We start from the raw sequence: 16,481 nt of genomic DNA on the forward strand, positions 1-16,481 counted from the left end.
CGTTAGCATCTTCGAGCCTTGGTATTAAACGCAGCGAAGGCGGGTTTTCCCCGCTTTCTCGCGGCCTGAACCGTGAGCTTCGTTCCCCATTGCCGCAAAACGATGTAAGAAGAAGTGCGGTGCCTGAAATGCCGCAAAATCTTGTCACAACGAAATCGAAGGAAGGGTCAATCGCTGCATTGTGAAAACCCGCGTTTTCCGCTAAGGGACCGCCTCAACAGTGACACTTCGCGTCCCCCGCGAGACGCCAACCGCAGAGACAAGCCGTTATGAACCGTCGCCGCCGTATTTACGAAGGCAAGGCCAAGATCCTTTACGAGGGTCCCGAGCCGGGCACGCTAATTCAGTTCTTCAAGGACGACGCCACCGCCTTCAACAAGAAGAAGCATGACGTCATCGACGGAAAGGGCGTCCTCAACAACCGCATTTCCGAATATGTCTTCACCCATCTGAACAAGATCGGCATTCCCACCCACTTCATCCGCCGCATCAACATGCGCGAGCAGCTGATCAAGGAAGTGGAGATCATTCCGCTGGAGATCGTGGTGCGCAATGTCGCCGCCGGATCGCTCTCCCGCCGCCTGGGAATCGAGGAAGGCGTGGTTCTGCCGCGCTCCATCATCGAATTCTATTACAAGTCCGATGCACTGGAAGATCCGATCGTCTCCGAAGAGCATATCACCGCCTTCGGCTGGGCGAACCCCGCCGAGCTGGATGACATCATGGCGCTCGCCATCCGCGTCAACGATTTCCTGAGCGGGCTGTTCCTCGGTATCGGCATCCAGCTGGTGGACTTCAAGATCGAATGCGGCCGTCTTTACGAAGGCGACATGATGCGGATCGTGCTGGCGGACGAAATCTCCCCCGACAGCTGCCGCCTCTGGGACATCGAGACCAAGGAACGGCTGGACAAGGACCGTTTCCGCCATGACATGGGCGGCCTTCTGGAAGCCTATCAGGAAGTGGCCCGCCGTCTGGGCATTATCAACGAGAACGAACCCGTGCGCGGTACCGGCCCGGTTCTGGTCAAGTAAGGTTTTGGAGACAGATAGTGATTAAGGCACGCGTGACCGTCACCCTCAAGAACGGCGTTCTCGATCCGCAGGGCAAGGCCATCGAAGGCGCGCTCGGCGCGCTGGGTTTCGACGGCGTCAATCAGGTTCGTCAGGGCAAGGTGTTCGATCTGGTTCTGGACAGCGCCGATAAGGCAAAGGCCGAAGAAGAGCTGAAGGCCATGTGCGAAAAGCTTCTAGCCAATACCGTGATCGAAAACTACACGATCGCACTCGATTGAGTGCGACCGCCGGCGGCCCTGCCGCCGGAGGATACCACCCGGACTTCATCTTCAACCCCGAGCAAGGTGTCAGCAAGAGCCATGAAATCAGCCGTCGTTCAACTTCCCGGCCTCAACCGTGACCGCGACATGATTGCCGCGCTGACCAAGATCTCCGGACAGGCGCCGATCACCGTCTGGCAGACGGAAACCGAGATCCCGGATGTCGACCTGATCGTCATTCCCGGCGGCTTCTCCTATGGGGACTACCTGCGCTGCGGCGCCATTGCCGCACGGATGCCGGTGATGCAGGCCATCAAGGCCAAAGCCGAACAGGGCGTGAAGGTTCTGGGCGTCTGCAACGGTTTCCAGATCCTGGTGGAAGCAGGCCTCCTTCCCGGCGCGCTGATGCGCAATGCATCGCTGAAATTCGTCTGCCGCGAGGTGAAGCTTGAAGTGGTGAATGACGACACGGATTTCAGCCGCGCCTATGAAAAGGGCCAGATCATCCGCTGCCCCGTTGCCCATCATGACGGCAATTATTTCGTCGACACAGAGACGCTCACATCGCTTGAAGATAACGGTCAGGTTGTGTTCCGCTATGCCGAGGGCACCAACCCCAACGGCTCGCTGAACGACATTGCCGGTGTTATCAACACCCGTGGCAATGTTCTCGGCATGATGCCGCATCCGGAGAACCTGATCGAAGCCGCCCATGGCGGCAATGACGGACGCGGTATCTTTGCCTCCGCTCTCGATGTTATTGCAGCAGCATAACACGCTTCGGACATAATCCATCCCTACGGGAAAGTGCCTGGATTGTCCCATTGGGACAGGCCGGGCACTAAAGCATGTCGCGCAAAAGTGTGCAGCGGTTTTGCGATAACGACATGCGTTAAAACAAGAACGTAAAGCACGTTGCATGAGGCTGATAAGCCGCAACGGGCTTTAAGGCATGACTACAGCATCGGACCGAAAAGCGTGAACCGGTTTTCGAAGAAATCCGATGCGAAAACAAGAAACTAGAGTTTCGTGACGATTTCGGTTTCCGGCACGGCGCTCTATGAAATGAGCTAGGCCGTGGCTGTGTCAGCACCGGAGCGCTCGGGGGACGTGAATGCGCAAGATACTGCTGGCCAGCGCCCTGGCCGCTCTTTCCTTTATCGCGGGCTGCAAACCGAGCGCCCCGCCGCCGCAAAACCGTTCCGCGCTGCAGACCATGGAAGGCATTACCATGGCGGCCGCGGCCTGCTGGTTCAAATCCGGCGACCCGGCCTTCAAGCCATACCGTATGGATGCGGAACTGAATTCCTTTTCCGGCCAGCCGCGCGTTCTCCTTGTCCGCAAGGGGTCGTCTGACATAAGACCGCAACTGGTGGTCATGGCAGAAGGTCAGCCTGCACGGCTGCAAGCCTTCGGCCCGCTGATGAATGAGCCTCTCTCTGCCCGCATTTCCACCGACGTCAAACGCTGGGCTACGGGCAGCCGTAATTGCCAATAAATGTCGGAAGTGCCTTTTTGTCACTTTCCATGAGCCGAAAAATCCGCGCAATATGTCCCTACGAATCAATGGATTTCCGGGGACAACCCTTATGATATGCAGGAAGAGCACAGCAACCGCCATGATGATTTTGGCGGCTTCCACACTGTTTGCTTTCCCCTCCTTTGCCGGCAGCGACCACATTCTGGATGAAGTGCGGCTTGGCGCTGTGGGCTCACTTCAGGACCATGAAACCGGTGTCGCTTTCGAGGGAACGGCCTTTTTCGATCCCTTTGATCGGGGCGATGCTCCCAGCTTGATGGACAGCCTCAAACATCCCCGCCCCTTCCTCGGCGGTGAAGTTGGCACCAGCAGCATGAACAACCAGCTCTATGGCGGTCTGGCCTGGACCTTCGATATTTCAGACCGGATCTTCACCGAAATCGGTCTTGGCGGCGTCGTCCATGATGGCGCCATTGACGATCAGCATAAAAACGGCCCGGATCTCGGCTGCCGCGTGCTGTTTCGCGAACATGCGGCTGTCGGCTATCGTCTGGACAAGAACTGGAGCCTGGTCGGTCAGATCGAGCATACATCCAACGCCAATCTGTGCGATCCCAATGACGGCATGACGCGCGCTGGCCTGCTGGTCGGATACAAATTCTGACGTCTTTATCCTTTGAAAAGGGTAAAACTTGCAGTTTTAAAACAGTAACCCGGCTCTCAGGCCGGGTTTTTTATTGTGACCCTGCAAGGTCTTGAGCAAATGACTTTGCTCCATTTTCGGGAGCATGTTCCCGGCACTCCAGAATGACGAGCCAAAAAGGTAAGTGAAAACAAACATATAATCGACCCCCAATTTTTTGCGGGTTTTATACTCAAGACACGGAACAAAAATGCTTTTTAGCGAATCATAACTTTTGGTATTGTTCTTTTAGCGAATGAATCGCTGACAGATCGATTTGAATGCGGCGGGCAATACGGGGCACATGATATGTCTACTGTCGATCAATGGGAGAATTGGGCTCTTGAAAGAGCCCATCGCATCATGGTGCGTGAAGGCGCCAATCTGATGCAGGCGGCACAATGGCTGGATAAAAAACAGACGATCAAAACATCACAGCAATTGCGGGAAGCCATCCAGCAAAGCATTCTGGAAGCGCTGACCTTGCGCAGCGATGAAAGCCTTCAGGGCTTTGAAGCTGCAGTTTATGCAGCCGAGCCGCAGCGGCCAGCACAGCACTGACCGCTGATCAAACCGGATCGATATCGCCTCTGGCCCAGGTTTCCATGGTTTCCGCCATGAAATCCTCAAACCGGTTTTCCGCAATCGCGGCGCGAATCCCCTGCATGAGCTCCTGATAGTAGGAAAGATTGTTCCAGGAGAGCAGCATGCCGCCCAACGCCTCGTTCGAGCGCACGAGGTGATGCAGATAGGCGCGGGAATAATCGCGCGCCGCAGGGCAGGATGACTGCTCATCCAGCGGACGCATATCTTCGGCATGGCGCGCATTGCGGATATTCACCTTGCCGCGCCGGGTAAAGGCAAGACCATGGCGGCCGGAGCGGGTGGGCATGACGCAATCGAACATATCGATGCCGCGCGCCACGGATTTTAAAATATCATCCGGTGTGCCGACGCCCATCAGGTAACGCGGCTTTTCCGTCGGCAAAACCGGCAGCGTGATGTCAAGCATGGAGAGCATCACGTCCTGCGGCTCGCCCACGGCCAGGCCGCCGACAGCATAGCCCTTCAGATCCAGTTGCTTCAGCCCTTCCGCCGAGCGGACGCGCAAAGCGGGCTGATCGCCGCCCTGCACGATGCCGAACATCGCCTTGCCCGGCTGGTTGCCGAAGGCAACACGGCAGCGTTCCGCCCAGCGAAGCGAAAGCTCCATGGCGCGTTCGATCTCACGCGGTTCGGCGGGAAGCGCCACGCATTCGTCCAGTTGCATCTGGATATCGCTATCCAGCAGGCCCTGAATTTCGATGGAGCGTTCCGGCGACATATGGTGAAGCGAGCCATCGACATGGCTCTTGAAGGTCACACCCTGCTCGTTGAGCTTGCGCAGGCCGGAGAGCGACATCACCTGGAAACCGCCGCTATCGGTGAGGATCGGATGCGGCCAGCGGATCAGTTCGTGCAAACCGCCAAGCCGTGCCACGCGCTCCGGCCCGGGGCGCAGCATCAGGTGATAGGTATTGCCGAGAATGATGTCGGCCCCCCCTTCCCGCACCTGATCCAGATACATCGCTTTGACCGTACCCACTGTGCCGACCGGCATGAAGGCAGGCGTGCGGATGGTGCCGCGCGGCATGGTGATCTCGCCCAGCCGCGCCTTGCCGCTGGTGCCCTTGAGGGTGAAGGTGAACTGCTCGCTCATTATTCTTTGTCTTTCCGGAAGAGCAGGCTGGAATCGCCATAGGAATAGAAACGGTAGCCGGCACGAATGGCATGGGCATAGGCGCCCTGCATCGTCTCAAGCCCCGAAAAGGCCGAGACCAGCATGAACAGCGTGGACTTCGGCAGGTGGAAATTGGTCATCAGCATATCCACCGCCCTGAAACGATAGCCCGGCGTGATGAAGATGTCCGTGGCGCCAGACCAGGGCAGGATTTCGCCGCTCTCGGACGCCGCACTTTCCAGAAGGCGAAGCGAGGTGGTGCCAACGGAGACAATACGCCCTCCCCGGGCGCGAACGGCATTCAGCGCCGCTGCCGTCTGCTGCGAAACATGGCCGATTTCGTGGTGCATTTTGTGATCGGCGGTATCATCCGCCTTCACCGGCAGGAAGGTTCCCGCCCCGACATGCAGTGTCACGAAATGCCGCTCGATCCCGGCCCTGTCGAGGGCGGCAAAAAGATCCGGCGTGAAATGCAGCCCAGCGGTGGGTGCGGCAACCGCCCCTTCCTCACGGGCGTAAATGGTCTGGTAGTCGCTGCGGTCCTTCTCGTCCTCGGCACGCTTGGCCGCGATATAGGGCGGCAGCGGAATATGCCCGACCGTGGCGATCGCCTGATCGAGGTCAGGCCCGGAAAGATCGAAGGCCAGGTCTATTTCACCTGCCTCGCCTTTTTCCGCCACGGTGGCGATCAGTTCACCCAGCATGCAGGCATTGTTGTCAGAACCGCCGAATACGATGCGATCGCCTTCCTTGATGCGCTTGCCGGGGCGGGCAAAGGCCTTCCAGCGATTGGCGGCGACCCGCATATGCAAGGTGCAAGAGACCGGTGTGCGCTCAGCCCCGTCGCGCAGCCGCAATCCCTCCAGTTGCGCGGGAATAACCTTGGTGTCGTTGAACACCAGAGCGTCGCCGGGCTTCAGAAAAGAAGGAAGATCATAGACATGCGCATCCTGCAAATGCGGCTCAGCCCCCGGGCGCACGACAAGAAAACGCGCATGATCGCGCGGGCTCGCGGGCCTCAGCGCAATATTGTCTTCCGGCAGGTCGAAATCGAACAGATCTACACGCATGGTTTTCACACATCTGGAAACGCGAAAACCCGCCCAGCATGATCACGCTAAAACACGTCCGGTGAACACGGGTTCACCGGACGTACTCTAAGCTTTTGTTTTTACGCAATTCCGGATGGAAAACCGCAAATACACTTTTCCTGGAAATGCTCTAGACGGGCTTTCAAAAAGGACGACATCAGGCGTCGGCAGCAACCTTCATCGAAACGATGGAGTCGGGATCCTTCACCGGCTCGCCGCGCTTGATCTGGTCGATCACGTCCATGCCTTCGATGACCTGACCCCAGACCGAATACTGCTTGTTCAGCCAGGGTGCATCGGTGAAGCAGATGAAGAACTGCGAGTTGGCGGAGTTCGGCATCTGCGAACGCGCCATGGAGCAGGTGCCGCGAACGTGCGGCGTTGCGGAAAATTCAGCCTTCAGGTCCGGCTTGGAAGAGCCGCCCATGCCGGCGCGGGCCGGGTTGAAGGTTTCCGCACCCTTCTTGCCAAACTGTACGTCGCCGGTCTGGGCCATGAAGTCTTCGATGACGCGGTGGAAAACAACGCCGTCATAGGCACCTTCGCGGCTCAGTTCCTTGATCCGGGCCACGTGGCCGGGGGCCAGATCCGGGAACAGGCTGATGACCACCTTGCCCTTGGTGGTTTCCATGATGATGGTGTTTTCCGGATCCTTGATCTCGGCCATGTTTCTCTCCTTTGGCGGGCTCCCGCCCGTTTACGGCTTATCCTGCCGCCGTTTCCACGATGCGGCGGCCATTCATGCCGCCGCCCTTATCATCTTTATTGCGGACGGCCAACCGTAACCTTGACCATGCGGTCCGGATCCGACACTTCGCCGTTGCCGCCCTGTCCGCGCTTGATCTTGTCCACGAATTCCATGCCGGACACGACCTTGCCGACCACCGTGTACTGACCGTTCAGGAAGCTACCGTCGGCAAACATGATGAAGAACTGGGAATTGGCGGAGTTCGGATCCTGCGAGCGGGCCATGCCAACCGTGCCGCGCTGGAACGGCACCTTGGAAAACTCTGCCGGCAGGTTGGGCAGCTTCGAGCCGCCGGTACCGGCGCGCGCCTTGTCGAAACCATTCTTCATATTCCCATACTGAACATCGCCAGTCTGCGCCATGAAGCCCTCGATCACGCGGTGAAAGGCAACATTGTCGTACTGCCCTTCGGAGGCCAGCTTCTTGATCTGGGCCACATGCTTGGGCGCCACATCCGGCATCAACTGGATGACAACGGGGCCATCCTTCAACTGAATGGTCAGATAATTATCGGCAGACTGGGCGCTGGCCAGTGAAAAAGAGGCCAGCAGCGTCACAAGCCCCGCAAGGGCGAATTTGATCAGTTTCATGAAAGACTCCGTTGAAGGGGGCACTCCTCGGCCCGCCTTGACTGTGCGAGAACGGCAACCCCGCCCTCAAATACGCGATTTCAGCGCCTGCAGGACGGCATTCGGCACGAAGGCGCTCACATCACCGCCCATGGTGGCGATCTGACGCACCAATGTGGCCGTTATGGGCCGGGAAGCCGTGCCAGCGGGCAGAAAAATCGTCTGGATATCCGGCGCCATCTGCCGGTTCATGCCGGCTAGCTGCATTTCATAATCCAGATCCGAGCCATCGCGCAGACCGCGCACCAGAAGTGTCGCGCCATGGCCACGCGCCGCATCCACCGCAAGACCGTCAAAGGCGATCACCTCGATATCCCCTGCCCGGAGCGGCAGCACCTCGTGAAGGCTGCGGCGAATCAGATCCGCGCGCTCTTCAAAGGAAAACATCGGAACCTTGCCGGGATGAACGCCGATGCCGACAATCACCCGAGGCACGACATTCAGCGCCTGAACGAGAACATCCAGATGCCCGTTGGTCATCGGATCGAAGGAGCCGGGATAAAAGGCAATCGTCATTTTCACCCTATTATGCTCATCGGCGGTCCGCCCTTAAAAGCCTGAGGCCACCTGTGTCCTGCGGGGGTCACGCGTGTTCAGGGACACCCGCCCCGCGTCACTTCTTGTCATGCCGGCTGGCGCTCCGCAAGCGGCGAAAATGAATGGCGCCGTTCATCTTTTGGGCGGCTGACCGCATGAATGCCGGATGAATGCCGCATTCAGCACCGTTTCAGAGCCAAGGGCTTATACCTTTGACCATGGCCGGAAACGAGGCCAGTGGAGAGAAGAATGCTTGCGGTTACTATTATCGTTGCAATTTTCGCGTCGCTTCTTCTCGAACTTCTGCTGGATCTCGGAACCGATCATTGACGGCAGGCATACCTTCTGATGGCGGGAAAGATGAACGCCAGATGAACGGAGTGTTAAGGGCAGCTTCAGCCCGGCCATCGTAAATGGAGTTCACTGCTTATCGGGGGCAAGGCGGTCACGAGGGTAGACCGTTCCGATAAGCCTTACAAAAGGATGAAATCAATGCTCGACAAAGTGACGATGATTAACTTGGTATGGACTGCCATGATCGGCGCTATGCTCGCAACCAGCATCGGGTTTCACATGAACGAGGAAAAGACTGCCTCCATGTATGGCCCCTCTGTAACTGCCCGTTACGAGAGCATGCGCTAAGACATTTTCGCTGGCTTCGTGCCGCATCGATCTCACCATCCGGTGGCGATGAAGCCAAGCGGCATCCATCCAGACTGATGATGAAGCGTGTCGCGGTTATCCGCTGACGCGCTTCATCTTTTTTTCCCGATGAAAAAGGCCAAATTGTAGCGCGCCCATCACGGCTTCGCGAGTACAGTTTATACCGACATGACAGATAAGGGCATTGTCCCGAGAAAAGTGGGGACCGGTTTTCCGTCCGGAAATGCGTAAAAACAAAGTTTAAGAGCATGTTTTTCCGCTCGGGAACTTTAGCGCAGTCTAAACGTTAGCTGCATGAAGAACACGAGCAGAAAGGATAAGATCATGTTCTTTATTCTTTGTGTTCTTGCTGCCTTGATCAGCGCCATGTTCGTCGCTTCTGTTATTTCGACGGTCACCGCGTTGCGCCGCGAGCAAGAAGAAATGAAAATGTTGGTAGAACGCAGCAGGCAATTCTAACTGCCTCTTCGTCATCTATATCTTGGATTGATGTGGTGACGGCCTGAAAAGTCCTCCGGTAACCTGGAGCATTGTCCCGAGAAAAGTGGGGTCGCGGTTTTCCGTCCGGAAATGCGCAAAAACAAGAAATTAGAGCATGTCCAGTGAACCCGTGTCACCCGACATGCTCTATGAGTCTTATCTCCCCCTAGGCAAAGCCAGCGACCGTATGTGCGGGCGCTGGCTTTTCTTCTGAGATATATCAGCAACCATGGAATTCAGTTAGTGCTGGCCTTTTGTGATATATCAGGTATAATCTCTGCATCAAAAAAGGACACGCTTTTTCATGCAGGACATGCCGACGTCACTGAGCCGTCAAGCCTACCGGAGTCTTGAGCAGGCTATCGTTACTCTGAAACTGGCGCCGGGACTGACTGTCACGGAGAAGGAATTGATAGAGCTTGCGGGCCAGGGCCGAACGCCTGTGCGGGAGGCCATTCAGAAACTGGAATGGCAAGGGCTCATTCTTGTCCGCCCCCGCGTCGGCTTGCAGATTTCCGAAATTCATCCGGAACATCATGAGCAGATCATGGCTGTTCGTCAGAAACTGGAGCCCATGGCAGCGGCTCTGGTGGCTGACGCAGCAACGGAAGGCCAGCGTCAATCCCTGGTGGAGTGCGCGAAGGCCATGACGGGTGCTGCGGCGGAAGGTGACATCGAGGCATTTTTGACTGCCGACAAGCTCTTCGATGACGTCATGGAGGCCGCCTGCCCCAACTCCTTCCTGATCGCCGCCCTTCAACCGCTGCAAACCCACTCCCGCCGGATCTGGTATGCGGGTGCGTCTCTGGAAAAAATGGACCAGTCCGTTTCGCTCCATGTGACTGTCATCCGGGCCATCCAGCAGGCCCATCCTGCCCGTGCAGAGGCGGCAATGAAGGTGCTACTGGGGTTTCTGGCGCAGCAGTAAAAACCTCTTCACGGCGCCAATTCTTCACCTTCAGGAGTTTGTGCCTGTCGCGGAGCGCAGATGGCAGCCCAATAAAAAATCCTCCGGTGAAAGATTTCACCGGAGGATTTGCAACTCTCGAAAATTCTCTCAAAGGCCTGAGCCGTTACCCAGCCGACAAGGCTGCAGCCACGGCTTCCACGGCGTCGGAAGCCTTGGAGCCATCGGGACCGCCTGCCTGTGCCATATCCGGGCGACCGCCGCCGCCCTTGCCGCCCAGGGCAGCGGACGCCACACGCACCAGTTCCACGGCCGAAAAGCGCTCCGTCAAATCAGCGGTCACACCCACGACAGCACTTGCCTTGCCGTCATCCGCGACAGCCACCAGCAGCACGACACCGGAGCCCAAAGCGGCCTTGGCGTCGTCGGCCATGCCCTTCAGATCTTTGGCTTCAATGCCCGAAAGAGCCTTGCCGATGAACTTGATGCCGTTGACATCACGCGGCGCATCGCCACCACTGGCACCACCGCCCATGGCAAGCTTGCGCTTGGCTTCGGCCAGTTCCCGCTCCAGCTTGCGGCGCTCGTCCACCAATTGCTCGACGCGCGTCACGACATCACCGGGCTGCACCTTGAGCGCCGTCGCGAGCGTCTTCACCCGCTCATCCTGCTCAGCCAGATAGGCGCGGGCATCTTCGCCCGTCAATGCCTCCAGGCGGCGCACGCCAGCACCCACGGCGCTTTCCGAAACGAGCCGCACGAGGCCGATATCGCCCGTCGCAGACACATGCGTGCCCCCGCAAAGCTCGATGGAATAAGGCTTTCCGGCCTTGGAACCATGGGTAGCGGTGCCCATGGAAACCACACGAACCTCATCGCCATATTTTTCGCCAAACAGCGCCATCGCGCCCTCGGCAATGGCGTCATCCACGGCCATCAGGCGGGTCGTCACCGGCGAATTCTGAACGATGATCTCATTGGCCATCTCTTCGACCCGCTTCAGTTCTTCCGCGGTGATCGGCTTGGGATGGGAAATATCGAAACGCAGGCGCTCAGGCGCAACTAGCGAACCCTTCTGGGCCACATGCGTGCCGAGAACTTCGCGCAAGGCCTCATGCAGCAAATGAGTTGCGGAATGGTTGGCGCGCAGACGGCCACGGCGGGCATGATCGACGTTCAGCGTAACGGGCTCGCCCGCCTTGACGCTGCCCTCACGAACCCGGGCGATATGGACAAAAAGACCCTCGCCCTTTTTCTGCGTATCGGTAACGTCGAGTGCAAAACCTTCGCCGATAATTTCACCGGTATCGCCGACCTGACCGCCGGACTCACCGTAAAACGGCGTCTGATTGACGACGATCTGCACGGTTTCACCCGCGCTGGCCGTCTCGATCACCGCACCATCGCGTACCAGCGCCTGGATTTCCCCTTCCGCGGTTTCAGCGGAATAGCCGAGGAATTCCGTGGCACCGAACTTTTCCTTCAGCTCGAACCACACGGTTTCCGTCGCCTTGTCGCCGGAACCGGCCCAATTGGCGCGGGCTTCCGCCTTCTGGCGCTGCATGGCATCGTTGAAACCGGTGATATCCACACCAATGCCTCGGGCACGCAGCGCATCCTGCGTCAGATCAAGCGGGAAGCCATAGGTATCGTAGAGCTTGAAGGCGGTCTCGCCGTCCAGGCTGTCGCCCTTGGCAAGCGAGGAGGTCGAATCGGCCAGAAGCGCCAGACCGCGCTCCAGCGTCTTGCGGAAGCGGGTTTCCTCAAGCTTCAGCGTTTCCGAGATCAGCGCTTCGGCCCGGACCAGTTCCGGATAGGCGCGGCCCATCTGCTGCACCAGCACCGGCAACAGCCGGTAGATGATCGGCTCACGCGCACCCAAAAGCTCGGCATGGCGCATGGCGCGGCGCATGATCCGGCGCAGCACATAGCCACGGCCTTCATTGGACGGCAGCACGCCATCGGCAATCAGGAAAGCAGAAGAGCGCAGGTGGTCTGCGATGACGCGGTGGCTTGCCCGACGCTCGCCTTCCGCCTTTACGCCCGTCAGTTCAACAGAGGCCTGAATGAGCGCCCGGAACAGATCGATGTCGTAATTGTCGTGCTCGCCCTGCAGAACGGCAGCGACGCGCTCCAGACCCATGCCTGTATCGATGGATGGGCGCGGCAGATCGATGCGCTCTTCCTTGCTGATCTGCTCGTATTGCATGAAAACGAGGTTCCAGATCTCGATGAAGCGATCCCCGTCTTCCTCCGGCGAGCCGGGCGGGCCACCCCAGATATGATCGCCGTGATCGTAGAAGATTTCAGAGCAGGGTCCGCAAGGGCCGGTATCCCCCATGGCCCAGAAGTTGTCGCTGGTCGGGATGCGGATAATCTTGTGATCCGGCAGGCCGGCAATCTTCTTCCACAGATTAAAGGCCTCGTCATCGGTGTGATAGACGGTAACACAGAGCTTGTCCTTCGCCAGACCGAACTCCTTGGTGATCAGGTTCCAGGCCAGTTCGATGGCGCGGTCCTTGAAGTAATCGCCGAAGGAGAAGTTGCCCAGCATTTCAAAGAAGGTGTGATGCCGCGCCGTATAGCCGACATTGTCCAGGTCGTTATGCTTGCCGCCGGCGCGCACGCATTTCTGCGCCGTGGTGGCGGTGGAATAGCTGCGCTGCTCCAGGCCGGTAAAGACGTTCTTGAACTGCACCATGCCCGCATTGGTGAACATCAGCGTCGGGTCGTTGCGCGGCACGAGCGGGCTCGACGCAACCACCTCATGGCCATTGGCCTTGAAGTAATTGAGGAAGGTCGATCGAATGTCGTTTACGCCGCTCATGGGATGCCCTTGATAGAATGTCCAAACCGGACGAACCTTTGAAACCACCGGCTTTTATCGCCCGTCATGCCGCCTGTCCAGCAGGAGAAAGCAAAGGGCCGGAGATTCGATATCTCCGGCCCTTCATGTCTTCGATCCGCCCGTCAGAACAGATCCTTATTCTTCGGCGCTATCGCCATCATTGGCGTCCGGGCCGCCATTTTGCAGGAACCGTTCCGCAATGAGACCCGCATTCTGCCGAAGCGCCATCTCGATTTCCTGCGCAAGCTGCGGATTGTCCCGCAGGAAGGTCTTGGCGTTCTCACGCCCCTGCCCCAGACGCTGGCTGTTATAGGAGAACCAGGCACCGGACTTTTCGACAATGCCCGCCTTCACGCCCAGATCGACCAGTTCGCCCGTCTTGGAAACGCCTTCGCCATACATGATGTCGAATTCCACCTGCTTGAAGGGCGGCGCCATCTTGTTCTTCACCACCTTCACGCGGGTCTGGTTGCCCACCACCTCCTCCCGCTCCTTGACCGCGCCGATACGGCGAATATCAAGACGCACGGAAGCGTAGAATTTCAGCGCATTGCCGCCTGTCGTCGTTTCCGGCGAGCCGAACATCACGCCGATCTTCATACGGATCTGGTTGATGAAGATGACCATGCAGTTTGAGCGGGAGATGGAAGCCGTCAGCTTGCGCAGCGCCTGGCTCATCAGGCGCGCCTGCATGCCCGGAAGGTTATCGCCCATTTCGCCCTCGATTTCGGCACGCGGTGTCAGCGCCGCCACCGAGTCGACCACGAGGACGTCGATTGCGCCGGAGCGCACCAGCGTGTCGGTAATTTCCAGCGCCTGCTCACCCGTATCCGGCTGGGAGATCAGCAGGTTCTGCAGATCGACGCCGAGCTTGCGGGCATAGACCGGATCCAGCGCATGTTCGGCATCCACGAAGGCGCAGATGCCGCCTTTCTTCTGCGCTTCAGCAATGGTCTGCAGCGCAAGTGTCGTCTTACCCGAGCTTTCCGGGCCGTAAATTTCAATGATACGCCCCTTGGGCAGACCGCCAATGCCAAGCGCAATATCCAGGCTGAGAGAGCCGGTCGATACCGTCTCGATCTCCACCACTTTTTCATTGGCACCGAGCTTCATGATCGAGCCCTTGCCGAAATTGCGCTCGATCTGCGACAGAGCTGCTTCCAATGCCTTGCTTTTATCCACCGATTTGTCCTCTACGAGCCGCAAAGAATTTTGTGACATGGTAACCACCTTTAGGTTATTGAAGCCTCGTAGGCAACGAAGCAGCCGATGCGGAATATGTACTCTTTTTGTTCTCATATTTCAACCCTGGCTCAACCCATTGCCATCATTTCTTTTTCCGGGTTTTGTTCTCTTAATGTTTTCATAGACTTCGCCGGGAGGCCCCTCGGTCTTTCCAGAGTATGTGGCGACGGTCTGGACGGACAGCGATTCGGCGTAAAACCGAGCGAGGATTGCGCGTGACGATGGATATTCTGGTGCTGGGCGGAGCCCATATAGACCGGCGTGGCCGCATCAGCGGCGAGACCGTTCCGGGTGCCTCCAATCCGGGCACGTGGATCGAGGAACCCGGTGGAGGCGCCTTCAACGCCGCACGCGCGCTTTCGCGGCTTGGTCTGGACATCGCCATGATCACACCGCGCGGCGGCGACGGACTGGGCGAGCGGGTAGGAGAGGCGGCACGGGATGCCGGGATCGACGACCGGCCTTTCACGTTTCTCGACCGCGCCACGCCGAGCTACACCGCCATTCTGGAACGGGACGGCAATCTGGTGATCGGCTTTGCCGATATGGAACTCTATCGCCTCTTCACCCCGCGCCGCCTTCAGATCAAAGCCGTTCGCGCCGCCTTTGAGGATGCAAAATCCGTGCTGGTAGATGCCAATCTTCCGGCGGAAACCCTGGCGGCCATTGCAGCCCGCGCGCGCCAACTCAACCGTCCTCTCGCAGCCATTGCCATCTCCCCGGCCAAGGTCGGACATTATGCATCATGCCTGGAAGGCCTGGATTATCTCTTCCTCAACCGCGCCGAAGCCGCCGTCGTAGCTGCGGCCGAGGCGGACCATCCGTCGAAGTGGCCGGACCTGCTGCGGAAGGCGGGGCTTAAAGGCGGCGTGGTAACCCATGGCGCCGGTCCCGTGGTGGCCTTTGCCGGGATGGAAGCCTGGATTTTGCAACCCCCGCCCCTTGCCGCCATTGCCGATGTGACCGGCGCGGGTGATTCCCTTGCCGCCGGTGTGCTTTTTGGGCTTTCGCGGCGCCAGGATCTGGGGCAAGCCCTGCGTCATGGTGTTGCCTTGGCAGGGCTTACCCTGCTATCCCCTCACGCAACCGTCGAAAATCTCGACGCCGATATGCTTGCCACAGCTCTCCGGCAGGTGCCCCAGCCTTCAAGACTTTGAAGCTGCCACCTGCCAAAGCCATAATCCGGATTGATCATGACCCGAGTCACCTCCCCGCTTCTTCCCATTGTCTATTCCCGTGAAGTGGCTGCGGCCAAAAGCCGGAATGCGCCGATTGTCGCGCTGGAATCCACCATCATCACCCACGGCATGCCTTACCCGAAGAATGTTGAGATGGCGAAAAGCGTGGAAGCGATCATCCGCGAAAACGGTGCGGTGCCCGCCACCATCGCCATCATCGAAGGTGTTCTGCATGTCGGCCTTGAGGGCGATCAACTTGAAAAGCTGGCCCAGCTCAAACATGTGATGAAGGTATCGAGGGCCGACATGGCCTTTGCCATTGCCGAGCGTCGCTCAGGGGCAACCACCGTTGCCGCCACGATGATTGCCGCCGCCCGCGCCAATATCTCCGTCTTCGCCACGGGCGGCATCGGCGGCGTGCATCGCGGCGCGGAGGAGAGCTTCGATATTTCCGCCGACCTTGAAGAACTTGCCAAGACGCCGGTCATCGTTGTCTGTGCCGGCGCCAAGGCCATTCTCGATATTCCGAAGACGCTGGAAGTGCTGGAAACCCGTGGCGTGCCGGTCGTGACCTATGACAGCGACGTCTTCCCCGCCTTCTGGTCGCGGGATTCCGGCCTGAAGAGCCCGCTGACGCTCGAAAGCCCGGCAGCCATTGCCAATTTCCAGAAGGTGCGTGAACAACTGGGCATCGATGGCGGCATGCTGATTGCCAATCCCGTGCCGGAGGACGATGAAATTCCGCGCGAGGAAATGGAAATCTATATCGGCCGCGCCCTTGCCAATGCTGAGCGCGAAGAGGTTATGGGCAAGGCAGTTACGCCCTTCCTCCTGGACAACATCTTCCATCTCACGGAAGGCCGCAGCCTCGCCACCAATATTGCCTTGGTGGAAAACAATGCCCGTCTGGCGGCGGAAATTGCCGTGGCGATGAGCTGAAATCGAATGACTGCTGAAAAATAAGGAGCCGGGCCGATCATCTATCGGCCCGGTTTTT

Annotated in this window: 18 protein-coding genes; 11 read left to right on the forward strand and 7 right to left on the reverse strand. The window is 58.4% G+C overall.

The window, feature by feature from the left end; all coding sequences use genetic code 11:
* Positions 1–269: 269 nt before the first annotated feature.
* The 6 genes from purC (at position 270) to QO005_RS00690 (ending at position 3,999) form a co-directional block, all read left to right on the forward strand.
* Positions 270–1,034 carry a phosphoribosylaminoimidazolesuccinocarboxamide synthase gene (gene purC / locus QO005_RS00665; RefSeq protein WP_307156048.1) on the forward strand — a complete coding sequence of 255 codons (765 nt, stop codon included), beginning with the start codon at positions 270–272 and terminating at the stop codon, positions 1,032–1,034.
* A gap of 17 nt (positions 1,035–1,051) precedes the next feature.
* The gene (gene purS / locus QO005_RS00670) at positions 1,052–1,294 is read left to right on the forward strand and encodes a phosphoribosylformylglycinamidine synthase subunit PurS (RefSeq protein WP_307156049.1); all 243 of its coding nucleotides are present in this window, start codon (positions 1,052–1,054) and stop codon (positions 1,292–1,294) included.
* An 81-nt stretch (positions 1,295–1,375) separates the two neighbouring features.
* A complete protein-coding gene (gene purQ, locus QO005_RS00675) occupies positions 1,376–2,050 on the forward strand; it encodes a phosphoribosylformylglycinamidine synthase subunit PurQ (protein ID WP_307156050.1) in 675 nt (224 codons plus the stop codon).
* Between the two features lie 340 nt (positions 2,051–2,390).
* Positions 2,391–2,774 (forward strand): hypothetical protein, encoded by a 384-nt coding sequence (locus tag QO005_RS00680; protein ID WP_307156051.1) that lies wholly within the window; start codon positions 2,391–2,393, stop codon positions 2,772–2,774.
* 121 nt (positions 2,775–2,895) lie between these two features.
* Positions 2,896–3,420 carry an acyloxyacyl hydrolase gene (locus QO005_RS00685; protein ID WP_307156052.1) on the forward strand — a complete coding sequence of 175 codons (525 nt, stop codon included), beginning with the start codon at positions 2,896–2,898 and terminating at the stop codon, positions 3,418–3,420.
* 405 nt (positions 3,421–3,825) lie between these two features.
* The gene (locus QO005_RS00690) at positions 3,826–3,999 is read left to right on the forward strand and encodes a hypothetical protein (protein ID WP_307156053.1); all 174 of its coding nucleotides are present in this window, start codon (positions 3,826–3,828) and stop codon (positions 3,997–3,999) included.
* Positions 4,000–4,006: 7 nt separating this feature from the next.
* On the opposite strand, the gene tgt is transcribed toward QO005_RS00690, so the two are convergent.
* The 5 genes from tgt to coaD form a co-directional block, all read right to left on the reverse strand.
* Positions 4,007–5,137, reverse strand: a complete 1,131-nt coding sequence (gene tgt / locus QO005_RS00695) for a tRNA guanosine(34) transglycosylase Tgt (protein ID WP_307156054.1) — start codon at positions 5,135–5,137, stop codon at positions 4,007–4,009.
* A complete protein-coding gene (gene queA, locus QO005_RS00700) occupies positions 5,137–6,228 on the reverse strand; it encodes a tRNA preQ1(34) S-adenosylmethionine ribosyltransferase-isomerase QueA (protein WP_307156055.1) in 1,092 nt (363 codons plus the stop codon). The genes tgt and queA overlap by 1 nt, the downstream gene beginning before the upstream one ends.
* 178 nt (positions 6,229–6,406) lie before the next feature.
* Entirely contained in the window at positions 6,407–6,916 is a 510-nt protein-coding gene (locus QO005_RS00705; protein ID WP_307156056.1) for a peptidylprolyl isomerase, read from the reverse strand.
* 95 nt (positions 6,917–7,011) lie between these two features.
* The gene (locus QO005_RS00710; RefSeq protein WP_307156057.1) at positions 7,012–7,587 is read right to left on the reverse strand and encodes a peptidylprolyl isomerase; all 576 of its coding nucleotides are present in this window, start codon (positions 7,585–7,587) and stop codon (positions 7,012–7,014) included.
* A gap of 66 nt (positions 7,588–7,653) precedes the next feature.
* Positions 7,654–8,142 (reverse strand): pantetheine-phosphate adenylyltransferase, encoded by a 489-nt coding sequence (gene coaD / locus QO005_RS00715; RefSeq protein WP_307156058.1) that lies wholly within the window; start codon positions 8,140–8,142, stop codon positions 7,654–7,656.
* A 513-nt stretch (positions 8,143–8,655) separates the two neighbouring features.
* Here coaD and QO005_RS00720 point away from each other — a divergent pair.
* From QO005_RS00720 to QO005_RS00730, 3 genes are all read left to right on the forward strand, one after another.
* Positions 8,656–8,805, forward strand: coding sequence for a hypothetical protein (locus QO005_RS00720; protein WP_307156059.1), 150 nt, complete (start codon positions 8,656–8,658; stop codon positions 8,803–8,805).
* Between the two features lie 345 nt (positions 8,806–9,150).
* Positions 9,151–9,285, forward strand: a complete 135-nt coding sequence (locus QO005_RS00725) for a hypothetical protein (RefSeq protein ID WP_307156060.1) — start codon at positions 9,151–9,153, stop codon at positions 9,283–9,285.
* A gap of 334 nt (positions 9,286–9,619) precedes the next feature.
* On the forward strand, positions 9,620–10,234 hold the full coding sequence (locus tag QO005_RS00730) for a GntR family transcriptional regulator (RefSeq protein WP_307156564.1): 615 nt from the start codon (positions 9,620–9,622) through the stop codon (positions 10,232–10,234).
* A gap of 145 nt (positions 10,235–10,379) precedes the next feature.
* Here QO005_RS00730 and alaS read toward each other — a convergent pair whose 3' ends face one another.
* Positions 10,380–13,040: an alanine--tRNA ligase gene (gene alaS, locus QO005_RS00735; protein WP_307156061.1), complete on the reverse strand. Its 2,661-nt coding sequence runs from the start codon at positions 13,038–13,040 to the stop codon at positions 10,380–10,382.
* Positions 13,041–13,196: 156 nt separating this feature from the next.
* Complete coding sequence (recA, locus tag QO005_RS00740; protein WP_307156062.1) at positions 13,197–14,282, reverse strand: recombinase RecA; 1,086 nt, start codon at positions 14,280–14,282, stop codon at positions 13,197–13,199.
* A gap of 239 nt (positions 14,283–14,521) precedes the next feature.
* On the opposite strand from recA, the gene QO005_RS00745 reads away from it, so the two are divergent.
* Both QO005_RS00745 and QO005_RS00750 read left to right on the forward strand, forming a co-directional pair.
* Positions 14,522–15,463 carry a carbohydrate kinase family protein gene (locus QO005_RS00745; RefSeq protein ID WP_307156063.1) on the forward strand — a complete coding sequence of 314 codons (942 nt, stop codon included), beginning with the start codon at positions 14,522–14,524 and terminating at the stop codon, positions 15,461–15,463.
* Positions 15,464–15,499: 36 nt separating this feature from the next.
* Positions 15,500–16,423, forward strand: coding sequence for a pseudouridine-5'-phosphate glycosidase (locus tag QO005_RS00750; RefSeq protein WP_307156064.1), 924 nt, complete (start codon positions 15,500–15,502; stop codon positions 16,421–16,423).
* Positions 16,424–16,481: the final 58 nt, after the last annotated feature.

The organism is Allorhizobium paknamense (assembly GCF_030815125.1).
GTDB classification, from domain to species: domain Bacteria; phylum Pseudomonadota; class Alphaproteobacteria; order Rhizobiales; family Rhizobiaceae; genus Allorhizobium; species Allorhizobium paknamense.

Bases quoted from the DNA above. Each gene is read 5' to 3' on its own strand.
- purC (WP_307156048.1), top strand. From the start codon at position 270: ATGAACCGTCGCCGCCGTATTTACGAAGGCAAGGCCAAGATCCTTTAC.
- purQ (WP_307156050.1), top strand. From the start codon at position 1,376: ATGAAATCAGCCGTCGTTCAACTTCCCGGCCTCAACCGTGACCGCGAC.
- QO005_RS00680 (WP_307156051.1), top strand. From the start codon at position 2,391: ATGCGCAAGATACTGCTGGCCAGCGCCCTGGCCGCTCTTTCCTTTATC.
- QO005_RS00685 (WP_307156052.1), top strand. From the start codon at position 2,896: ATGATGATTTTGGCGGCTTCCACACTGTTTGCTTTCCCCTCCTTTGCC.
- QO005_RS00690 (WP_307156053.1), top strand. From the start codon at position 3,826: ATGCAGGCGGCACAATGGCTGGATAAAAAACAGACGATCAAAACATCA.
- tgt (WP_307156054.1), bottom strand. From the start codon at position 5,137: ATGAGCGAGCAGTTCACCTTCACCCTCAAGGGCACCAGCGGCAAGGCG.
- queA (WP_307156055.1), bottom strand. From the start codon at position 6,228: ATGCGTGTAGATCTGTTCGATTTCGACCTGCCGGAAGACAATATTGCG.
- QO005_RS00705 (WP_307156056.1), bottom strand. From the start codon at position 6,916: ATGGCCGAGATCAAGGATCCGGAAAACACCATCATCATGGAAACCACC.
- QO005_RS00710 (WP_307156057.1), bottom strand. From the start codon at position 7,587: ATGAAACTGATCAAATTCGCCCTTGCGGGGCTTGTGACGCTGCTGGCC.
- coaD (WP_307156058.1), bottom strand. From the start codon at position 8,142: ATGACGATTGCCTTTTATCCCGGCTCCTTCGATCCGATGACCAACGGG.
- QO005_RS00720 (WP_307156059.1), top strand. From the start codon at position 8,656: ATGCTCGACAAAGTGACGATGATTAACTTGGTATGGACTGCCATGATC.
- QO005_RS00725 (WP_307156060.1), top strand. From the start codon at position 9,151: ATGTTCTTTATTCTTTGTGTTCTTGCTGCCTTGATCAGCGCCATGTTC.
- QO005_RS00730 (WP_307156564.1), top strand. From the start codon at position 9,620: ATGCCGACGTCACTGAGCCGTCAAGCCTACCGGAGTCTTGAGCAGGCT.
- alaS (WP_307156061.1), bottom strand. From the start codon at position 13,040: ATGAGCGGCGTAAACGACATTCGATCGACCTTCCTCAATTACTTCAAG.
- recA (WP_307156062.1), bottom strand. From the start codon at position 14,282: ATGTCACAAAATTCTTTGCGGCTCGTAGAGGACAAATCGGTGGATAAA.
- QO005_RS00750 (WP_307156064.1), top strand. From the start codon at position 15,500: ATGACCCGAGTCACCTCCCCGCTTCTTCCCATTGTCTATTCCCGTGAA.